17 protein-coding genes are annotated in these 19,705 nt (G+C 70.1%); 13 read left to right on the forward strand and 4 right to left on the reverse strand.

Annotated features, from left to right (window positions below):
• Positions 1 to 871 precede the first annotated feature (871 nt).
• The 4 genes from ACH4ZA_RS15275 (at position 872) to ACH4ZA_RS15290 (ending at position 5,979) form a co-directional block, all read left to right on the forward strand.
• Positions 872 to 1,516, forward strand: a complete 645-nt coding sequence (locus tag ACH4ZA_RS15275) for a (2Fe-2S)-binding protein (protein ID WP_398429738.1) — start codon at positions 872 to 874, stop codon at positions 1,514 to 1,516.
• Between the two features lie 12 nt (positions 1,517 to 1,528).
• Entirely contained in the window at positions 1,529 to 2,509 is a 981-nt protein-coding gene (locus ACH4ZA_RS15280; RefSeq protein WP_398429739.1) for an FAD binding domain-containing protein, read from the forward strand.
• Complete coding sequence (locus ACH4ZA_RS15285) at positions 2,506 to 4,692, forward strand: xanthine dehydrogenase family protein molybdopterin-binding subunit (protein ID WP_398429741.1); 2,187 nt, start codon at positions 2,506 to 2,508, stop codon at positions 4,690 to 4,692. Before ACH4ZA_RS15280 ends, ACH4ZA_RS15285 begins: the two co-directional genes overlap by 4 nt.
• A 123-nt stretch (positions 4,693 to 4,815) precedes the next feature.
• A complete protein-coding gene (locus tag ACH4ZA_RS15290; RefSeq protein ID WP_398429743.1) occupies positions 4,816 to 5,979 on the forward strand; it encodes an XdhC family protein in 1,164 nt (387 codons plus the stop codon).
• Positions 5,980 to 6,041: 62 nt separating this feature from the next.
• Here ACH4ZA_RS15290 and ACH4ZA_RS15295 read toward each other — a convergent pair whose 3' ends face one another.
• The 3 genes from ACH4ZA_RS15295 to ACH4ZA_RS15305 form a co-directional block, all read right to left on the reverse strand.
• On the reverse strand, positions 6,042 to 6,215 hold the full coding sequence (locus ACH4ZA_RS15295) for a hypothetical protein (protein WP_398429744.1): 174 nt from the start codon (positions 6,213 to 6,215) through the stop codon (positions 6,042 to 6,044).
• A 123-nt stretch (positions 6,216 to 6,338) separates the two neighbouring features.
• Positions 6,339 to 6,794: a MarR family winged helix-turn-helix transcriptional regulator gene (locus ACH4ZA_RS15300; RefSeq protein ID WP_284434780.1), complete on the reverse strand. Its 456-nt coding sequence runs from the start codon at positions 6,792 to 6,794 to the stop codon at positions 6,339 to 6,341.
• Between the two features lie 294 nt (positions 6,795 to 7,088).
• Complete coding sequence (locus ACH4ZA_RS15305; RefSeq protein WP_398429745.1) at positions 7,089 to 7,562, reverse strand: MarR family winged helix-turn-helix transcriptional regulator; 474 nt, start codon at positions 7,560 to 7,562, stop codon at positions 7,089 to 7,091.
• Between the two features lie 72 nt (positions 7,563 to 7,634).
• On the opposite strand from ACH4ZA_RS15305, the gene ACH4ZA_RS15310 reads away from it, so the two are divergent.
• The 9 genes from ACH4ZA_RS15310 to ACH4ZA_RS15350 all read left to right on the forward strand — a co-directional run bounded on the left by ACH4ZA_RS15310 (position 7,635) and on the right by ACH4ZA_RS15350 (position 17,605).
• Complete coding sequence (locus ACH4ZA_RS15310) at positions 7,635 to 8,426, forward strand: SDR family NAD(P)-dependent oxidoreductase (RefSeq protein WP_398429746.1); 792 nt, start codon at positions 7,635 to 7,637, stop codon at positions 8,424 to 8,426.
• A gap of 645 nt (positions 8,427 to 9,071) precedes the next feature.
• Positions 9,072 to 10,598, forward strand: coding sequence for an aldehyde dehydrogenase family protein (locus ACH4ZA_RS15315; protein WP_398429747.1), 1,527 nt, complete (start codon positions 9,072 to 9,074; stop codon positions 10,596 to 10,598).
• A 235-nt stretch (positions 10,599 to 10,833) separates the two neighbouring features.
• Entirely contained in the window at positions 10,834 to 12,330 is a 1,497-nt protein-coding gene (locus tag ACH4ZA_RS15320) for an aldehyde dehydrogenase family protein (protein ID WP_398429749.1), read from the forward strand.
• 261 nt (positions 12,331 to 12,591) lie between these two features.
• Positions 12,592 to 13,539 (forward strand): ABC transporter ATP-binding protein, encoded by a 948-nt coding sequence (locus tag ACH4ZA_RS15325; RefSeq protein ID WP_398429751.1) that lies wholly within the window; start codon positions 12,592 to 12,594, stop codon positions 13,537 to 13,539.
• Complete coding sequence (locus ACH4ZA_RS15330; RefSeq protein ID WP_398429753.1) at positions 13,536 to 14,375, forward strand: ABC transporter permease; 840 nt, start codon at positions 13,536 to 13,538, stop codon at positions 14,373 to 14,375. Before ACH4ZA_RS15325 ends, ACH4ZA_RS15330 begins: the two co-directional genes overlap by 4 nt.
• 51 nt (positions 14,376 to 14,426) lie before the next feature.
• Positions 14,427 to 15,686: a sensor histidine kinase gene (locus ACH4ZA_RS15335; RefSeq protein WP_398429873.1), complete on the forward strand. Its 1,260-nt coding sequence runs from the start codon at positions 14,427 to 14,429 to the stop codon at positions 15,684 to 15,686.
• Positions 15,683 to 16,351, forward strand: coding sequence for a response regulator (locus ACH4ZA_RS15340; protein WP_398429754.1), 669 nt, complete (start codon positions 15,683 to 15,685; stop codon positions 16,349 to 16,351). Before ACH4ZA_RS15335 ends, ACH4ZA_RS15340 begins: the two co-directional genes overlap by 4 nt.
• 233 nt (positions 16,352 to 16,584) lie before the next feature.
• On the forward strand, positions 16,585 to 16,785 hold the full coding sequence (locus ACH4ZA_RS15345; RefSeq protein WP_398429756.1) for a hypothetical protein: 201 nt from the start codon (positions 16,585 to 16,587) through the stop codon (positions 16,783 to 16,785).
• A gap of 235 nt (positions 16,786 to 17,020) precedes the next feature.
• Entirely contained in the window at positions 17,021 to 17,605 is a 585-nt protein-coding gene (locus tag ACH4ZA_RS15350; protein ID WP_398429758.1) for a TetR/AcrR family transcriptional regulator, read from the forward strand.
• A 10-nt stretch (positions 17,606 to 17,615) separates the two neighbouring features.
• Here the strand turns inward: ACH4ZA_RS15350 and ACH4ZA_RS15355 are convergent, their stop codons facing one another.
• On the reverse strand, positions 17,616 to 19,355 hold the full coding sequence (locus ACH4ZA_RS15355; protein WP_398429760.1) for an FAD-dependent monooxygenase: 1,740 nt from the start codon (positions 19,353 to 19,355) through the stop codon (positions 17,616 to 17,618).
• Between the last annotated feature and the right edge of the window lie 350 nt (positions 19,356 to 19,705).

Genomic DNA, 19,705 nt, shown 5'->3' on the forward strand with positions numbered 1-19,705 from the left:
GGGCCCGGGGCGCGGCGCACGGCCCTGTCACGTGCGCTGTGCGGCTTCGTCCCATCATGAGAGGGGGCAGCGGCGCGTCCCGTGGCCGTTGACCACCTTGTCCAGTGAATCCTCCGCGCCGGACCGGAGGGCTGAGGTGCTTCCAAGCCCGGTCCGCCCTGCCCGGTCCGCCCTGGCCGGTCGGCCCTCCTTGGCCCCCGGTGGGAGTTCGCCCGGCCGTTTACCCAGGATCGGTCCTACGGCCGAACGCGGTGTCGTCCTGAGTACGGGCGCGGCAGCGTGCAGCACGCGGTCGACAGCCCTCCTCGCCGGCGGTCCCTGGTGTGGACACGGGCGTCGAGCCACAGGAGTGAGTGTAAAGATGCTTGATGCAATTAGGCTTGCTTGATGTGAATCAAGCAGTTAATGCTGGGCAGGTGCATCGAACGCTGGCCCTGATCACCGACGGCTCTTCGGCCGACGGTCACGCCTGTGCCGTGCCCTTGGCCGACGGCCGCGCATTCCTCCCGGCGGCCCGGCCGAACGGGCCGGCCATCAAGCGACGCCGGGCCCACACAGCGGCGGCGGACCTGCTGACCGCCGGTGACGTCCGGTTCTGGGAGGGCCTCGCCAAAGTGGGCGGCTTCGCGCCGCTCCGCAGACTTCGCCGGGCTGCGCCCGGAGGAATGGGTGTACGTGCCGGGCCCGGAAGACAAGGGGTTCGCGCTCAACACCCACCGGGGCGCCGAATCCGCCCTGCTGCCCAGCGCCACCACCCATCTCCTGCCGTCACGCCAGCGGCATCAGCAGTCCGCACGCGCCTTCGCGATGCGGCTCGGCCATCGATACGGCCCTGACCACCACCCGGCCCCCCCACCGAGGGAGAGTGGACATGTCCACCGAACGTTCCCCCCAAGCCGCGACTCCCCCTGGTGCGACCCCCACACCACCACCCACCCGGCGTACCGTCATCGTCGCGACCACCGTTGTCGGAGGAGCCGCTGTGGCAGGCGGCCTGATCGCGGCGCCGCCCGCGCTCGCCGCCGAGGGAGCGGTGGGTGCCGAGGGTCCGCCAGGCAGCCGCCTCTCCCTGACGGTCAACGGCGTCCGGCGCACCGTCACGGTCGACAACCGCACCTCGCTACTGGACCTGCTGCGCGAGCACCTCGACCTGACCGGCTCGAAGAAGGGCTGCAACGCCGGTGCCTGCGGGGCCTGTACGGTCCTGGTCGACGGACGCCGGGTCAACTCCTGTCTGACGCTGGCGGTGCGGCTGGAGGGCGCCGAGGTCATCACGATCGAGGGCCTGGCGAAGGGCGACCGACTTCACCCACTGCAGCAGGCGTTCATCGATCAGGACGCCTTCCAGTGCGGCTTCTGCACGTCGGGCCAGATCGTGTCCGGCGTCGGTTGCATCCAGGAGGGTCACACCGGTTCACCGGAGGAGATCCGGGAGTGGATGAGCGGCAACCTCTGCCGCTGCGGCTGCTACGTGAAGATCGAGCGGGCGGTCGAGCAGGCCGCCGGCCGGAAGTGAGGACCGCTCTCCATGTATCCCTTCACCTACACCAAAGCCGCAGACCTGCGTGAGGCCCTCCACGCTGGTTGGCGCGGCGGGCGTTACATCGCCGGCGGCACGACGCTCGTCGACCTGATGCGGGAGACCGTCGAACGCCCCGGCTCGCTGGTCGACATCAGCACCCTGCCGCTGCGCGAGGTCACCGTCACCGCGCGCGGGGGCCTGCGCATCGGCGCCCTGGTCCGTATGGCCGAGGCCGCCGCCCACGCCAGGGTGCGTGTCCTGTACCCCGTCATCTCCGAGGCGCTGGAGCTGAGCGCCTCGGCCCAGCTGCGGAACATGGCCACCATCGGCGGCAACATCATGCAGCGCACCCGCTGCGCCTACTTCCGTGACGTGAGCGCCGCCTGCAACAAGCGCGAGCCCGGCTCCGGGTGCGCCGCGCTGCACGGCTACAACCGCGGCCACGCGATCCTGGGCACCTCCGACCACTGCGTGGCCACCCACCCCTCCGACGTCGCCGTGGCCTTCGCGGCACTCGAGGCGACGGTGCACCTGGTGGGCCCGGACGGGGAGCGCCGTGTCGCCTTCGGCGACTTCCTGCTCCGGCCGGGCAGCACGCCGAACCGCGAACAGGCCCTGCAAAAGGGAGAGTTGATCACCGCTGTGGAAATCCCGGCCCACGCGCGCCCGCTGAAGTCCGGCTACCTGAAGGTGCGCGACCGCCAGTCCTACGAGTTCGCGCTCACCTCGGCCGCGGTCGCGATGCACATCCGCAGCGGCATCATCCGCGAGGCGAAGGTCGCCGCCGGCGGCGTGGGCACCGTGCCGTGGAAGCTGCCTGCCGTCGAGGCCCACCTCATCGGCGAACGCCCCTCCGACCGGCTGTGGGCAGAGGCCGCCGAGCACGCGGCCGACGGAGCCCACCCCCTCACGCACAACGGCTTCAAGGCCGAGCTGCTCAAACGCACCGTCGAGCGCCAGCTGCGCACCGTTGGAGGCATCAGATGAGCCAGCCGCAGGCAGCAGTCGGTGCGGGGCTGCCCCGGGTCGACGCACGGCTGAGGGTGACCGGGGGAGCGAAGTACGCCGCCGACAACAATCCCGACGGAGTCGTGCACGCGGTCATCGTGGAAAGCAGCATCGGCCGCGGCCGGATCACGGGCGTCGACACCCGCGCCGCCGAAGCCCAGCCCGGCGTCCTGAAGGTGATCAGCCACCTCAACGCGCCCAAGCTGCCGCCCGTCGAAGGGCGGTTCCCGCCGGGCAAGCCGCTGCGCGCCTTCCAGGACGACCGGGTCCAGTTCTTCGGACAGCCCGTCGCGGTCGCGGTGGCGACCACGCTGGAGGTCGCTCAGCACGCGGCGAGCCTGGTGAAGGTCTCCTACGCCGCCGAGACCTCCTCGACGGACCTGAGCGTCGCCGACGCCGCCGGAGAAACCCAGACCTATGCACGCGGCGATGCCGACCGGGCCCTGGACGCCGCCCCCGTCCGGCTTGAGAGCGCGTACCGGACGGCCCGCAACCACCACAACCCGATGGAACCGGCCGGCATCGTCGCCCACTGGGACGGCGACCGGCTGACCGTCTGGGAGAAGACCCAGTACGTGCAGGGCGCCGTGTTCACCCTGTCCGGCGAGTTCGGCATCCCTCCGGGCAACATCCGCGTCATCTCGCCGTTCGTCGGCGGAGCCTTCGGCAACGCCGCCCGCACCTGGGTGCACTCCGTCATCGCGGCGATGGCCGCACGCGAAGTGAAACGCCCCGTAAAACTAGTCCTCACCCGCAGGCAGATGTACTTCACCGTGGGATTCCGGCCCGCATACGAGTACGGACTACGACTGGGCGCCGACCGAGGGGGCCGCCTGACCGCGTCGACGCACGACGTCCGCGCCGAGTCCTCCCGCTACGAGACGTACAGCGAAAGCGTTCTCGTCCCGGGCCGGATGCTCTACAGCACGCCCAACGTCCGCCAGGCGTACGACCACGTCCCGCTGGACGTGAGCACGCCGTGGTTCATGCGCGGACCCGGCTACGCCAGCGGCACCTACCCCGTCGAGTCGGCCATGGACGAACTGGCCCACGAACTGGGCGTGGACCCGATCGAGCTGCGCCTGCGCAACGAACCGGCCGACGACGAGTCCAGCGGCCTGCCGTTCTCCACCCGCCGCCTGCGCGAGTGCTACCTCACGGGTGCCCGTGAGTTCGGCTGGCACCGGCGCAACCCGAAACCGCGCTCGACGCGTGACGGTGACCGGCTCATCGGCATGGGTATGGCCGCCGGTGTCTACGACACCGCGCGCAGCCAGGCCCAGGCCTCGGTCAGGCTCGACGCCGATGGCACCGCCCTGGTGCAGTCCTCGACCAGCGACATGGGCCCCGGCACGGCCACGTCCATGAGCCAGGTCGCCGCCGACGCCCTCGGCCTGGCCATGCGTCAGGTGACCTTCCGGCTCGGCGACTCCCTCATGCCCCCAGCCCCCGTCCACGCAGGCTCGATGACCATGGCCAGTGTAGGATCCGCCGTCCAGGACGGCTGCGACAAGCTGCGCAGGCAGGCGATCACGCTCGCGGTCCACGACGAGGGATCACCGCTGTACGGCGTCGACGCCGCCGACATCGTCGTACGAGGCGGCCGCCTTTATGCGAAGGGCGAGCCCACCCGCGGGGAGACGTACCAGCGGCTCCTGGCCCGCAATGACCGGACCCATCTCGAAGTGCTGGGTTCGTACGCCGGGGCGCCGGAACCCGAGAGGTTCTCTCTCTACGCCTACTCCGCGATCTTCGCCGAGGTGGCCGTCGACGCCCGACTCGGCCTGGTCCGGGTCCGGCGCATGCTCGGCGTGTACGACGCCGCCCGGATCGTCAACCCGAGGCTCGCCGACAGCCAGGCCATCGGGGCCATGACCGGCGGGATCGGCCAGGCCCTTCTTGAGCACACGGTCACCGATCACCGCGACGGCCGGATCGTCAACGCGAACTTCGCCGACTACCTCGTGCCGAGCCACGCCGACATCCACGACCTGAAGGCGATCTTCATCGACGGGGAGGACTACGAAGCCGACCCCATCGGCGTCAAGGGACTCGGTGAGGTCGTCATCGTCGGAGTGGCGCCCGCCATCGCCAACGCGGTGTTCAACGCCACCGGCCGCCGCATCCGCGAACTGCCCATCACCGCGGAAGCACTGCTCTGAGCCCCCGGGCGGCCGGTGTACCCCACAACACGCGGCTACCCGGGTTGCCAGGGCCGTCGTCGCGGTCTCCTCCCCTAGGGCGCGGCGACGGCCCGTTGACCCCCACCTCACGGAAAGCCCCCCATGCTGAACATCACGGACACACTGCACGACTGGTGCCACGAGGGCCGGCCGTTCGCCCTCGCCACCGTCATCGACGTCAGAGGCAGCGCACCCCTGCCGGTCGGCACCGCACTGGCGGTGGACGCCGACGGCAACGCGGTCGGTGGCGTATCCGGCGGCTGCGTCGAAGCAGCGGTGTACGAACTGGCCCGCCAAGTATTGGCAGACCGCGCTGCCCCCGCACGCGTTTCCTTCGGGTACTCCGACTCGGATGCCCTCGCCGCCGGCCTGACCTGCGGCGGGGAGATCGGTGTCCTGGTACAGCGCGTGGAGCCCGGCGCCCAACCCCATCTCGCGGCTGCCCTCGATGCCGTGATCGGGGGGCGTCCGTCGGCCGTCGCCCACGTCGTCGACGGTCCCGGTGAACTCGTCGGCCGTATGCTCCACATCCCCGCCGAGGGCACCCACGACGGCACACTCGGGGTCGAGAGCGAGGACCGGGCGGTCGTGGCGCATGCGCGTGCACTCCTGCGGGCGGGCCGTACCGCCTCGATCGAGGTCGGCGGCGGTGGGGGAGAAGCTGAGAACCCGGACAACGGCACCTGCCCACGCAAGTTCACCGTCCTGGTCCACGTACACGCGTCCCGCCCCCGTATGCTGATCTTCGGCGCCGTCGACTTCGCCGCCGCCCTCAGCCGGGCGGGGAGCTTCCTCGGCTACCGGGTGACCGTCTGCGACGCCCGCCCGGTCTTCGCCACCCCGGCCCGCTTCCCGCACGCCGACGAGGTCGTCACCGAGTGGCCCCACCGCTACCTCGCGGCCACCGAGACCGACGCCCGCACCGTCGTGTGCGTCCTCACTCACGACGCCAAGTTCGACATCCCCCTGCTGTGTCTGGCACTGACCCTTCCCGTCGGCTACGTCGGCGCCATGGGCTCGCGACGCACCCACGAGCGTCGCGTCGACCTGCTCCGGGAAGCCGGCGTCTCGCAGGACCAACTGGAGCGTCTGCACTCACCGATCGGCCTGGACATCGGAGCCCTTACGCCCGAGGAGACAGCGATCTCCATCACGTCGGAGATCATCGCCCACACCAACCGCGCCACGGGTCGGCCTCTTTCACACAGCACCGGCCCCATACACGTTCCCGCGCAGCCTCTACCCGGCCTGGTGACGGCGTCGTAACCCCCCGCACAAGCGCTTCCTGCAGCCGCAGGCCCCCGGCGCACCGAGTGGTGAGCGGTCGGTCACGCACCGGGGTGGGCGCGGCCGTCCCGGTCGGCGATCACCATGAGCTGGGCGCGGTCGTGGACGTGGACGCCGAGCGGTGAGGAGCGCAGACCGGCCGTGCGAAGCGCGGCCGACGAAGCTCCCGCCGCGTCGCGGTGCACCAGCCCGCCCGGCGACGTGGCGCGAGGCATCCGTCGTCGAGGGCGGTATGGGAACGCGCTGAATGGCCGACGGCCAACAGCCGACTCACGAGGCGCCTACCACCCGTGAAGCCGCGCTGATCTCCAGGGGAGTAGGTCGGCAGGCCCGTCGGCTCACGCCTCCCGGACCACGTCGGCCACCTCGTCCAGCAGTGCCCTCAGTTGTGCGGCCTTCTTCGGACCGAGCTTCTCGGCGATCCGCTGTTCGATGTCCACGATCACGGCCTCGGCATCCCGCAGGGAGTCGCGGCCGGCGTCGGTGAGGTGCAGCTCCTGCACGTGACGGTGGCGCGGGTGCGCTCGGCGTTCCAGTTGACCCCGCTCCTCCAGGCGGGCCACCTGGGAGGCCACTGCTTGCGGAGTGACGTTCAGGCGGCGGGCCAGTTCCGCGCCGGTCAGGCCGGGATCGGTGTGGACGGAGATCAGCAGGGTGTACTGCGCGGCCGCGATGCCCAGCGGTCGCAGCCGTTGCTCTTTCCGGGCCTGCACGGCCCACTCCGCCCGCCGCAGGGCCCAGGTCACCCGGGTCAGGTGCTCGGCAGGGATCGACCGTTCATCATCCTTTGTCACCCGATGAGGATACGACACCTGGGCGTCTGTCAAGCTACTTGATTGCCCTCAAGTGCATGGCTCAATCTGGATCCAGCCGGGCGGCTGATGTCCTGCATCGCGCGAAAGGGCCTGGCGTGCAGCAGGTGGTGACGCCGGATGTCCCCCGAGGCGGGAGGGTGTGATGACGAAGGAGGTCGAATCCGACACCTCCGCGCGTGCGTCGCCTGATCCTCGTGATCTGCGTGCGGTCGGCGAGCCACGGCGTCGGTCCTCCCCGCGGGCCGCCTCGGAGGCCACCGGCTTGGGTGACGCTCAGTCGACGGGACCGTGGGCCGAGACCTCGCGAACCGCCTCAGTCACTTGGTCGAGCAGTCCTCGCAGTTTTGCTGTCTCGGAGCCGAGACCATCGGTGACCTGCCGCTCGATGTCGGCGATCACTGCGTCGGCCGCGCGCAACGCCTCCCGGCCGGCGTCGGTGAGGTGCAGCTCCTGGATGTGCCGGTGGCGTGCATGCTCACGTCTCTCCAGCTGGCCGCGGCCCTCCAGACGTGCCACCAGTGAGGCGACGGCCTGTGGGGTCACGTTGAGGCGGCGGGCAAGTTCGGCGCCGGTCAGCCCCGGCTCGTCGTGCACGGAGATCAGGAGTGTGTAGTGCGCCGCCACCATGCCCAGTGGACGCAGCCGCTGCTCCTTGAGGCTCTGCACCGCCAGCTCCGCGCGGCGCAATGCCCAGGTCACCCGGTCGAGTGCGCCGAGCCCGACCGGCTCCTCATCATTGCGTATCACGCGAGAAGGATACGACACTTCAGAGGTGTCAAGTGTTTGGCATGTGCCTAGAGGTTGATGAACCCTGGTTCCATGACTCGCCCCATCGCTTTGATCACTGGCGCCTCCTCCGGCATCGGCGCCGCCTACGCCCGTCTCCTGGCAGACGATCACGACCTGGTCCTGGTCGCGCGACGCGCCGACCGGCTCGCCGATCTTGCCCAGGAACTCCGCGCCCAAGGAGCAGCCGTCGAGGTGCTGCCCGCCGACCTCATGGCCCATGACGGCATCGCCGCTGTCACCGACCGGCTGGCCGCCGGGGGCGTGCGCATGCTGATCAGCAATGCCGGTGCCGGCGGCTACGCCCCGCTCGCCGACGTCGACCCTGCCGATATCGACCGCCTGCTCACCCTCAACGCCGTCGCCCCCGTCCGGCTGGTCCACGCCGCACTCCCCGGAATGCTCGCGGCGGGCGATGGTGTGATCGTCACCGTCGCCTCGCTCCTCGCGTTCAGTGCGGGCCTTGCTGACTCGCGGGCACCCCGGCGCACCTTGTATGTCGCCGCGAAGTCCGCCGTCCTGGGCTTCACGCGCACCCTCGCCGCTGAGCTCGCCGACACCCCGGTTCGCGTCCAGGTGGTGTGCCCCGGCGTTGTGGCAACAGAGTGGAACAGCGGCGCCGGCCGCAGCATCCCCTGGGCGATGTCGCCCGAGGACGTCGCAGCGGCCAGCCTGGCCGGGCTGCGCCTCGGTGAGACCGTCTGTGCCCCTGGTCTGGAGGGCCAGGACTCAGCCCTGGACGCCTTGCTCGCCGCGGAGGCCGCCTTTGTCACGGGCGGCAACCAGCCGACACCCGCGGTTCGCTACACGGAGCCGCGAGACTAGGGCAGTGACAGCCGGCCGGTAGGTGAGTGTCACCAGCCGCCTGCCTGCGGCTGCCTTCCCCGCGCGGGTCGGCCGGTGCGATGTGCGCACATGGTGGCAGTTCCCGTTGGTGGGTGGATGCCGAACCGGGCGAGGCCGCGGTGCGGGAGGCGGTGCTCGATCCGGTGGTCGGTGAACTGGGCGGGGGTGCTCCGGGTCGTTGGCCTGAACCGGCAATCCCCGGACCGTATGGTGCCCGACATGAGAAACCGCGGTGCGTGTTCACCGCCGCCGGCTCGCAGGTGATCTCGCTCAAGCACGGGCTGAGCCCGAGACCCTGCACGTCCGCCCGCCGCTCGGCCGGTTCGGGTCGCTTGAGGGTGACTGTCGCCGCTGCGACCTCGATGAGGACAGCGGCGTTGTGACGTTCCTGGGGGACTTGCTGAGTAACAGGAATCTTGCAAGCCATCAAGCGCTTGACACAATGCAGTCGATTGATATTCTGCGTGTTGTCAGGCTCGCGAGTCTTCGCAGAAGTCATTCATGTCGGCGTGCCCCCGCTGTTGTGCGGCGGCCCATCATCGCGCCGAAGGCCGTGTCCCCCATCTGCCACCACCCGCAGGGTGCTGCCCGGATGCCGGCGGTCCCGAGAAAGTGGGAAATTTCATGATCAACAACACCTCGACGATCACGCGTGACGGAGCCATCGGCCAGGACGGCAACCAGGTGGTCACCGTCGATCAGGCCACCGGGGCGGAGTTCGCCCGGTACCCCGTGGCCGGCAAGGAAGAGGCGGTCGCGGCTGTCGCTGCCGCACGCTCGTCCGCCGGGCCCTGGTGGGACCTCGGATTCGAGGGCCGGGCGGAGCGACTGCGCGCGTGGCGGCGGGAGATAGCCGTAGGCGGCGAGGAGGGGGCCGCCCTCATCCACACCGAAAACGGCAAGCCTCTCGACGACGCCCGCGTCGAAGTGCTCGGGATTCTGGAGCACGTGCAGTACGCCATCGAGAACGCCGAGCGCGTACTGGGACGCCGGGAGCTCCCCGCCAGCCCCACCGTGCCCAACCAGCGAGCATGGGTCGAATACCAGCCCTACGGCGTCGTCGGTGTCATCGGCCCGTGGAACTTCCCTCTCCTGACGCCGGGGGCCATCCTGATCGAGGCGATCGCGGCCGGAAACGCCGCAATCCTCAAGCCCAGCCAGATCACGCCCGGCGTCGGGGAGTGGATCGTCCGGACCTGGCAGCGTGCGGTCCCCGACTTCCCGAACGTCCTCCAGTGCCTCAACGGATTCGGGGCCACCGGCGGAGCGCTCATCGAGGCCGGCCTGAACAAGCTCGCGTTCACCGGCAGCGTCACCACGGGCAAGACGGTGGCCGCCCAGTGCGCGCAGACCCTGACCCCCGTACTGCTGGAACTCGGCGGCAAGGACGGCGTCATCGTGGCTGAGGACGCCGACCTGGACGAAGCCGCCAGGCACGTGGTCTGGGGCGCCCTCCAGAACACCGGCCACGGCTGCATCAGCCTCGAAGTGGCCTACGTCGCCGAGTCGGTTCACGACGAGTTCGTCGAGAAGATCAGCGACCTCGCCAAGCAGGTACGCGTCGGCAGCGACGACGACGCGGAGATCGGGCCGGTTCCCCTGCCCACCCAGATCCCGATCATCCGGGAGCACATCCAGGACGCTCTCGATCGCGGCGCGACAGCCACTGTCGGTGGCATCGACGCGGTGGGGGAACGCTATGTCACTCCCACCATCCTCGTCGGCGTGAGCCCCGACGCCCTGGCGGTGACGCAGGAGACGTTCGGGCCCACGCTGGCCGTCGTCAAGGTCACCGACGCGGAGGAGGCCATCGCGCACATCAACGCAGGGCGGTACGGACTGGGCAGCGCCGTCTTCAGCCGCGACCGCGGCGAAGCCATCGCCCGTCAACTCCGCGTCGGAATGACCAGCATCAACGACGCCCTGGTGTTCTCCATCAACCCCGCCGTGCCTTTCGGCGGCCGCGGCGACAGCGGCTACGGACGCAAGCAGGGCGAGGAAGGACTCCGGGAGTTCGCCTACCCGCACTCCTTCACGGCCAAGACCGGCCCCGCCCAGTTCTCGGCGACCACCTTCGGCAGGCCCGCGGGCGCGATGGCGGGAGCCCTCGCCGGCGTACGCAACAGGATCCTGGCCGAAGACGGTCAGTAGAAGCCGGTTCGCGCGGTGGGGGCGACGACGGGTTGATCGCCGCCTGGGAACTGGAAATCCCCGGCGAAGGCGTCCACCGGCTCGGCGGACTTCGAGAAGGCTTCCGAGCGCTGGAACGCCGAGACACGAACGGCCAGATCGTTCTCATGCCCTGGGGGGCCATCGCCAAGCGACCGCTGCCGCATCCGGCGAGCGAGTCGTCACCCCGCAGCACATCCCTGAACGGAGCAGAACCATGGCAAGGTCGTCACAAACCGAACGTGCGATCCGCACCCGGTGGTCGTCCGAGGACGCCGCCGATCAGTTCACCGTCGACAACCCCGCGACCGGCGCGCCGCTCGCCGTCGTGCAGGGCGCAGGCGACAAGGAAGTCGACCAGGCTGTTCAGACGGCCTACGACGCGCACTTCTCCTGGAAGGCCCGCACCGCCCGCGAACGCGGCAGCTGGCTGCGGAAGGTCGCCCAGGCGGTGCGCGAGCACGCCGACGAGATCGCGGTCCTGGAGTGCAGTGACAACGGCAAACCCCTTTCCCAGGCGCGCAATTGGGACGTGAATGCGGCGATCGGGATCTTCGAGTACTTCGCGAGCCTGTGCGACTCCATGCCCGGCCAGGTCAACGACGGCGGAAGTCTGCTGGACATCACGGTGCTCGAACCCTACGGCGTCATCGGCGCGATAGTGCCGTTCAACTGGCCGCCGATCCACACCGCGAGCAAGCTGGCCCCGGCGCTGGCCGTCGGCAACGCGGTGGTGATCAAGCCGCCGGAGCAGGCCCCGCTGTCGGCCCTGCGCATGGTGGAGATCATCCAGTCCGTCCTGCCCGACGACGTGGTGCACATCATTCCGGGCACCGGCCCGATCGGGTCGCAGCTCGCGGGGCACCCGCTCGTCGGCAAGGTCTCGTTCACCGGGTCGCCCACCACCGGCGTCTCCGTCATCAAGACGGCGGCCGACAACCTGACCCCGACCCTGATGGAGCTCGGCGGCAAGGACCCGTTCATCATCTTCGAGGACGCGGACCTCGACCTGGCGCTGCCGTGGGCGATCGAGGGAGGTCTCTTCAACCAGGGTGAGGCCTGCACTTCGGCGTCCCGCGTCCTGGTGCACGCCGACATCTACGACGAGGTCGCGCGCCGCTACGGCAACGCGGTGAAGCGGCTGCGCGTCGGCAACGGCGCCGACCCCGGCACGCACATCGGACCGATGGTGTCCGCCGCCCAGCGCAAGCGGGTGCTCGACTACATCGACATCGGCGTCCAGGAGGGGGCCACGATCGCCGCACAGGCGCCGCTCCCCGACGACCCGGAGCTGGCAGGCGGCTTCTACGTCGCACCGACGCTGTTCACCGGCGTCAGCCCGGACATGCGCATCGCGAAGGAGGAGATCTTCGGCCCGGTCATCTCGATGATCCCCTTCCGCGACGAGGACGAAGCCGTCAGGATCGCCAACGGCACCGACTTCGGCCTGGTCGCCGCGGTGTTCACGCCGAATTCCGAGCGCGCGCTGCGGGTCAGCCGCGCCCTGCACACCGGGTTCGTCTTCGTGAACAACTACAACCGGAACTTCACGGGCGCGCCGTTCGGCGGTGTCGGTGCGAGCGGCTTCGGCCGGGAGACCGCGGCGGAAACCCTGCGCGAGTACGGCTACAGCAAGAACATCCGCCTGGTCTCCGGGAGGGGCGAGATCCCGCGCTGGGCGCCGTCCCTCGAGGTGACCGGACACGAGGAATGAACGACCCGGTCTTCGGGGCACCGTAACCGCCTCGCCGGTGCGGCGCGGGTGGGTCGCGTTCCGCGGTGGCCGGGTGCCTGCCGTGACCACGGCGGAGCCGACGAACACGGAAAGCACCGGAGGTGGGTGCGTAGTACCGCGGTACCACGCGTACGGCGCAGGTCAGCCTCCCGGTACCACCGGATCGGGGTGATTCGGCACCTAGCGTTGCCGGTGCGGCGTCGAAGTGACGGACGCCGGAGCCCGAGAGAGAGAACGCGCATGATCGACGCACGGCAGTTGACCAAGAAATACGGCGAGAAGACGGCTGTCGACGGGCTGGACTTCGTCGTGAAGCCGGGCACGGTGACCGGCTTCCTGGGGCCCAACGGCGCGGGCAAGTCCACGACCATGCGCATGATCGTCGGCCTCGACGCCCCGACGAGCGGCTCCGTCACCGTCAACGGTCACCACTACGCCCGGCACCAGGCGCCGTTGCAGGAGGTCGGTGCTCTCCTGGAGGCGAAGTCGATCCATCCGGGCCGCTCCGCGTACAACCACCTCAAGGCACTCGCGCTGACTCACGGCATTCCAGGCAGCCGGGTCGACGAGGTCATCGGCCTCGCCGGACTGGGCAGTGTGGCGAAGAAGCGAGCCGGCGCCTTTTCTCTCGGAATGGGCCAGCGGCTCGGCATCGCCGCGGCACTGCTGGGCGATCCGCAGACGGTGATGCTGGACGAGCCGGTCAACGGGCTGGACCCGGAGGGCGTCCTCTGGATCCGCAACCTGCTCAAGGGGCTCGCCGACGAGGGCCGGACGGTGTTCGTGTCCTCGCACCTGATGAGCGAGATGGCCCTGGTGGCGGACCACCTGATCATCGTGGGACGCGGCCGGCTACTGGCCGACACGACCGTGGCGGAACTCATCCGCAAGGCGGGCGGCGACATGGTGAACGTCGCGGCCCAGGACCCGGCGCGTCTGCGGGACGTGCTGGCCGGGCCGGGCGTCGACGTCACCGGCCGGATCGGCTCCGAGGAACTCCAGGTGACCGGTCTGACCGCCCGCGAGATCGGACTGAAGGCCGCCGAACACGGGATCGCGCTGTTCGAGCTGAGCGCGCGGACGGTGTCGCTGGAGGAGGCGTTCATGGACCTGACCAGGGATGCCGTGGAGTACCACGGCACCACGACGGGGATCGAGACCCTCGAGGCCGCCGGGAGGCCCGCGTGAGCACTCTCACCGCAACCGCCGAGAAACCGCGCACCACCCCCGCCCGACCCGTCTACCGGGTAACCGGACGACGCGTGCTGGCCTCCGAGTGGGCCAAACTGTGGTCCCTGCGCTCGACCTGGATCACCCTGGGCCTCGGCCTGCTCTTCCTGGTCGCCTTCGGTCTCATCGCCGCGAGCCGCTACAAGTCCGGAATCGACTCCGGCAACCTGGACTCGGACTTCGCCGACTCGACGACCGTCAGCCTGTCCCTGTTCGGTACGAACTTCGCCCAGCTGGCCCTGGGTGTGCTCGGCGTGCTGGTCACGGCGGGCGAGTACTCGACCGGCATGATCCGCTCGACGCTCGCGGCGGTGCCCCGCCGACTGCCCGTGCTGTGGTCCAAGGCAGCCGTGTTCGGGCTGGTCGCCCTGGCGGTCGGGACGCTGGGTGCGTTCGTCACCTTCCTGATCGGGAGCGGCATCGTCTCGGGCACGCCCGCGGACATGAGCTTCTCCCACGCGGGTGTCCTGCGGAGTCTGCTCGGCGCAGGGCTGTACCTCGGCCTGGTCGGGGTGATCGGCGCAACCCTTGGCGCACTGCTGCGGTCGGTGGCCGGCGGGATCTCGGTCCTGGTCGCCACGTTCATGCTGATCCCGGGGCTCATCTCCCTGCTGCCCAGTTCCTGGCAGAACGACATCAGTCCCTACCTGCCGTCCAACGCGGGTGAAGCGATGTTCGCCCTGACCCACGACTCCACGACCCTCTCGCCGGGCGCGGGACTGCTGGTCTTCCTCTGCTGGACGGTGCTGGCGCTGGGCGGCGCGGCGTACCGGCTCGTACGCAGTGACGTCTGACGCCCGCATCATGGGCAGGTGACGTCCGTGACCACCGAAGACATCAGCGGCATGGGACCGCTGGTCGCCCGGCTCTCCCGAGGCGGCCAGCGGCTGCGGCAGGCCGACCGGACACGTCCCTGGATGCTGGACACGGCCATCGTCGTCCTGGTCTTCCTGATGTTCTGCCTGCCCGACCTGATTCACGGCGGTGTGGACGACGGCGACAGCCCGCGCCGGTTGCGGGTCGCCTTCACCCACCTGCCCGTGGTGGGAGTGCTGGCCCTGCAGGCCGGCCTGGTACTGCCGCTGCTGTGGCGGCGGCGCAAGCCCGCGGTGGCCTTCGGCCTCATCGCCGCGGTGTTCGTCCTGCAGTGGTCCCTGGGCGCCGCGCTGCGCGCGGACATCGCCCTCTTCGTGGCTCTGTACAGCCTGGCCCTGCACGGGCGGCTGCGGCAGCTGTCGTACGCCTGTGCGGCCATGGCGGCCGCCATGGTGCTGGTCGCGGTCCGCGTGTCCTCGGTCGTGTCCGTCGGGGACGCACTCTTCTTCCTGCTGAGCACGGCGACCGCGGCCCTCGCGCTTGGCATGATGGTCCGGATCCGCCGCGCCCAGCTCGCCGGACTGCGCGAGAGGGCGGCCCGGCTGGAGATCGAGCGCGACCAGCGCAGCAGGCTGGCCACGGCCACCGAACGCACCCGTGTCGCCCGCGAGATGCACGACATCGTCGGCCACAACCTGTCCGTCATCATCACGCTCGCCGACGCCGGAGCCTACGCCACGGACACCCAACCCGAGCGAGGCAAGGAGGCCCTGCTGCTCATCGGCGACACCGGCCGACAGGCCCTCGGCGAACTGCGGCGCGTGCTCGGCGTGCTGCGCGAGGCCGGTGGCGGTCCAACCGGTGAGCCCGAGCTCAGCCCGCAGCCCGGCATCCTGGACCTCGGCGCCCTGTGCGCCACGGTGCGCGCCGCCGGACTGGAAGTTGTCTACCGGACCTCCGGCGACGTCGACGCCCTGGACAGCGGGGTGCAGCTGACGGTGTACCGCATCGTCCAGGAAGCCCTCACCAACACCCTGAAGCACGCCGCACCCGACACCCGGGTACACCTGGCGATCCTCGTCGAGGACAGCCGGCTGACCCTTCGGGTCCAGGACACCGGCTCGGACACATCGCCCGGACCGCCGAACGAGGAAGGACATGGCCTGGTGGGCATGCGGGAGAGAGCGGCCTTGTACGGCGGCGATGTCAGCGCGGGACCGACGGCCGGCGGAGGATGGAGCGTCGAGGCCGTCCTCGACCTCACGCCGGGAAGCGGCGGTGACCGATGACCACCGTGCTCATCGTGGACGACCAGCCGCTGCAACGCTACGGCTTCCACCTGCTCCTGGACTCCGTCCCCGAGACCGACGTCGTCGGTGAGGCCGGACACGGCGCCGAGGCCGTCCGCAAGACGGCCGAACTGCGCCCGGACGTCGTCCTGATGGACGTCCGCATGCCCGGCATGGACGGCATCGAGGCCACCCGCCGCATTGTCGCCGCCGGCGGCCGCTCACACGTCCTCGTGCTCACGACGTTCGACCTCGACGAGTACGTCCACGCCGCCCTGCGGGCCGGCGCGAGCGGTTTCCTCCTCAAGGACGCCCGCCCCGAGGAGCTCCTCGCCGGGATCCGCGCGGTCGCCGTGGGCGACGCGGTCATCGCGCCCGCGCTCACCCGCCGCCTCCTCGAGGAGTACGCCCAGTACGTCCCCTCCCACAGAACCGACCCGGCCGAGGACCCGAGGCTCACCGCCCTGACCGACCGTGAACGCGAGATCCTCGTGGCCGTCGGCAAAGGCTGGACCAACGGGGAGATCGCCACGCGGTTCGTGCTGTCCGAGTCCACGGTCAAGACGCATGTCGGTCGTGTCCTGGCCAAGATCGGAGCCCGCGACCGCATCCAGGCCGTGATCTTCGCCTACGACCACGGCCTCGCCCGGCCCACAACGGACTGAACCGACGAGCGGCGGCCTGGAGGAACGCCGTCCGTCGGCCTTGGAACCGAGCGCCGACGAGCAGGTCCGAGTGCGCAGTTCTCAGGCGGAGGCAGGGCGCCCCCGGGGCCCGCCTGCAACAAGCGTCGACCGGCCGCGCTGGGCTTGGTCAATCGGGCCATCCGGTCCTTGGCGGCGGACACCGAAACGCGTCCCCTCACGGGAGACCGTCGAACGCTCCGACCTGGCCGGCGGTGCGGTCTGCCCGTATCCGGGGCCCGGACGACTTCAAGATCGCCGAAGAACCGCACCTGGCATCCCACCGGGCCAGCCTGCTCATCCCGGCCGGCACGGCCCGCATCGCCACCGAACTCGACCACATCCGGTGCAGGAACCGCTCGTGGGTCTCCCGCACAGCCGACGAGTGGCCGAGTCGCTCGTACGACGCCCGATAGGGCGAGTCCATCACCGCGACGAGTAGGACCCGTGGACATTGCCCCGGGCGACCCCTGCCGCCGCGCCGATGTCCGCCGTCGCCGTGCGTGGAACGCGCCGCCACTTCCGCGGCGAAGGTTCCGGGGACTCCTCGCCGGGGCCCGGTGGGCACGGCACTCCTTCCTCCCGCACAGGGGGCGGCCTGCCGGGTGTCTACACTCACGGGAGACGAGTGAACTCACGGGAGGAGTCGGGATGCCGCGGAACCGCCAGCAGATCCCCCGGGAGGAGCGCACGGGTGATCTGCTAGCCGCGGCCACCGAGCTCTTTCTGGCGAAGGGCTACGACAAGACGACGATGGCGGACATCAGTGCCGCCGCCGGCGTGGCCCGGGGCAACGTCTACTGGTACTTCGACTCGAAGGACCACATCTTCGCCGCCGTCATCAACCGCATGCTCAGTCGCGAGATCCGCATCCTGAACGAGGAGCAGGCCGGTGCCGACCCACTGAGCCGCCTGGTGCGCGGGCTGTCCGACATGCGCTACTCCCGGCCGCTGCACCAGGCCATGCACGACCGGCTTCCCCATTCGGAGGCAGTTCGCGAGGCCCACAACACCTTCCTGAAGTGGATCGTCGGACTGGTCGACGAGTTCCTGGCCGAGCGCGGCCTCGACGACTCCTCCGGCATCGATGCCGAGCTCGTCCGCGATGTCGCGGTCGCCGTCTTCGAAGGGGCGCACGTGCCCAACGACTGGAACAGACCGGCCCACGAGATGATCCGGTTCCTGTTGGAGTCCGTCGTGGCCAGGAGTACGGCGGCCAAGGGGCGGAAGCGCTGAACGCGGTACCTCAGACGAGGTGAGGCCCGACTCCCGCTGACACCGCCCGCCTCGCACCGGCCGCTTCCGCGTCCCGGGGCGGAAGTGCCGCCCCGCGCAGCACGTCGAGCATGGCGGCGGGATACGCCGGAGCCTGCCTGCCCCGCCAGCCGACGTGACCGTCCGGGCGGACGAGCACCAGCGGCCGCTCGTACAGCTCCTCGGCGGCCGGGTCGGCGAGGCGCAGCACCGTCAACGGCACACCACACCGGCGGGCGGCCTCCACCAGGGGCGTCGGGTCCGCGGAACCCGAGACCACGAGCGTGAACCCGCGCCCGAAGTGGTCGAGCACCGAACTGCCGTCGGGCAGCCAGACGTGCGGTGCGCGGCAGCCGGGCCATGTCGACGGCACGTACTCGTCCGGCTCGTCGGGCGGCTCCGGACTGCCGTCCGGCACGCAGATCGGGGAGCCGCTGTAGCGGTATCCGAGCTGGACACCCGTGCAGCGGAACTCCTTGGCCCGGGACCGGCGGATCTCCTCGCCCAGCTCACGGCGCAGCCGTTCGCCTTCCGCGTCCATGCGGTCGAGCGCCGGATCGGGGACGAGCCGCGCGTCGGCCTTCCAGTTGCTGGAGGCTTCGGTGACGTTGCGGACGGCGATCGGCCGCCGCTCCTGCTCGTAGCTGTCCAGGAGCGCCGGGCCTCCCCATCCCTGGAGTGTCGCGGCGAGCTTCCAGCCGAGGTCCACGGCGTCACCGATCCCGGTGTTGGCGCCGAAGCCTCCCTTGGGCCAGAGCAGATGCGCCGCGTCGCCCGCGAGGAACACCCGCCCCTCACGGTAGGTGCGGGCCACCACGCAGTGTCCGCTCCAGGGCTGCGCTGCGAGGATCTCCACGTCGATCGGCGCACCGGCGGCCTCGCGTATCCAGGCGACCGCGTCATCGGGGTCGGGCTCCTCGTCCAGGTAGACCGAGAGCCGCCACTCGTCCACGCCGTTGACGACCGTGATGTACGGCCTGCGTGCCGACGACAGTGTGTGGATCTGCACCGCGGGCCCGCCCAGCCGTTCCCGCAGCAGGTCCAGTAGCTGCGGTGCACGGAAGTGCACGGCGAAGTTGTGCCCCTGGGCGAACATGCCCTCGAACTCGATGCCGAGTGCCCGACGGATGCCGCTGCGGCCTCCGTCGCAGGCCACCAGATACGTGCCGGCCAGCGTCTCGGTGGCGCCGCTCGCCACGTCGCGCACCACGGCCAGGACACCCTCGGAGTCCTGCTCCATGGTCTCCAGGCGGGTGCCGTACCTGATCTCGACTCCCGGCAGTTCGCCGGCGGTGCGCGCGAGCAACGGCACGAACGAGAACTTGGACAGGAACGCGGGACCCTCCGGCGTCAGCTGGGTGTACACGCCCGGAGACCTGTTGGTGACCCCGTAGTCGAAGTCGGTGAGGACGCGCCCCGTGGCGGAGGTGGCGAACACCGTGCGATGCGGGTAGTCCGGGGGCGGTGCCGACTCCGTGCGTGCCTCTTCCGCGCACCCCCAGCGGCGCAGATGTTCCATGGTGCGCGAAAAGATCGCTTCACCTGCTGGAAAGGGCACGTGGCCGTCGCCCTGTTCGATCACGGTGACCGGTACACCACGCCACCCCAACTCGGTCGCGAGGGCGAGGCCCACAGGCCCTGCTCCCACGATCAGGACGCGCCGGGATGCGGCTCTCTCGTGCTGGTCAGACATTGAAGATCTGCCTTCCTGAGCAAGGGTCGGACCACTCATGGTCCCATCTCTTGAACCCGGGTCAGAATTACACGCGGATGTCGTTGTATGGAAGACCTGGAAAAACACAAGACTTCTGACCGATAGTGTGCGGTGCTACGCTCGTCTTGGGTTCAAGAGAGAGGGAGTGTCATGGTGACTCCCGCTGATCACAGCGATACCGGGAGCCACTGCCTGGCTCTGGGCCGGCCCGCTGCCGGGATCGACCTGTTAGCAGACGGCAGACCATCCGCGTGACTGCCCATATGCGGCAGCCCGATGGTGCCGTTGCGCCTCACCAATTGACGGGGGCACCGAGGTGCGCTTCGAGGTCGAAGGCATCGGCGCCCTGAGGTCAGGGCGCGGCGGCG

It is taken from the genome of Streptomyces sp. NPDC020597, from assembly GCF_044335095.1.
Classification (GTDB): domain Bacteria; phylum Actinomycetota; class Actinomycetes; order Streptomycetales; family Streptomycetaceae; genus Streptomyces.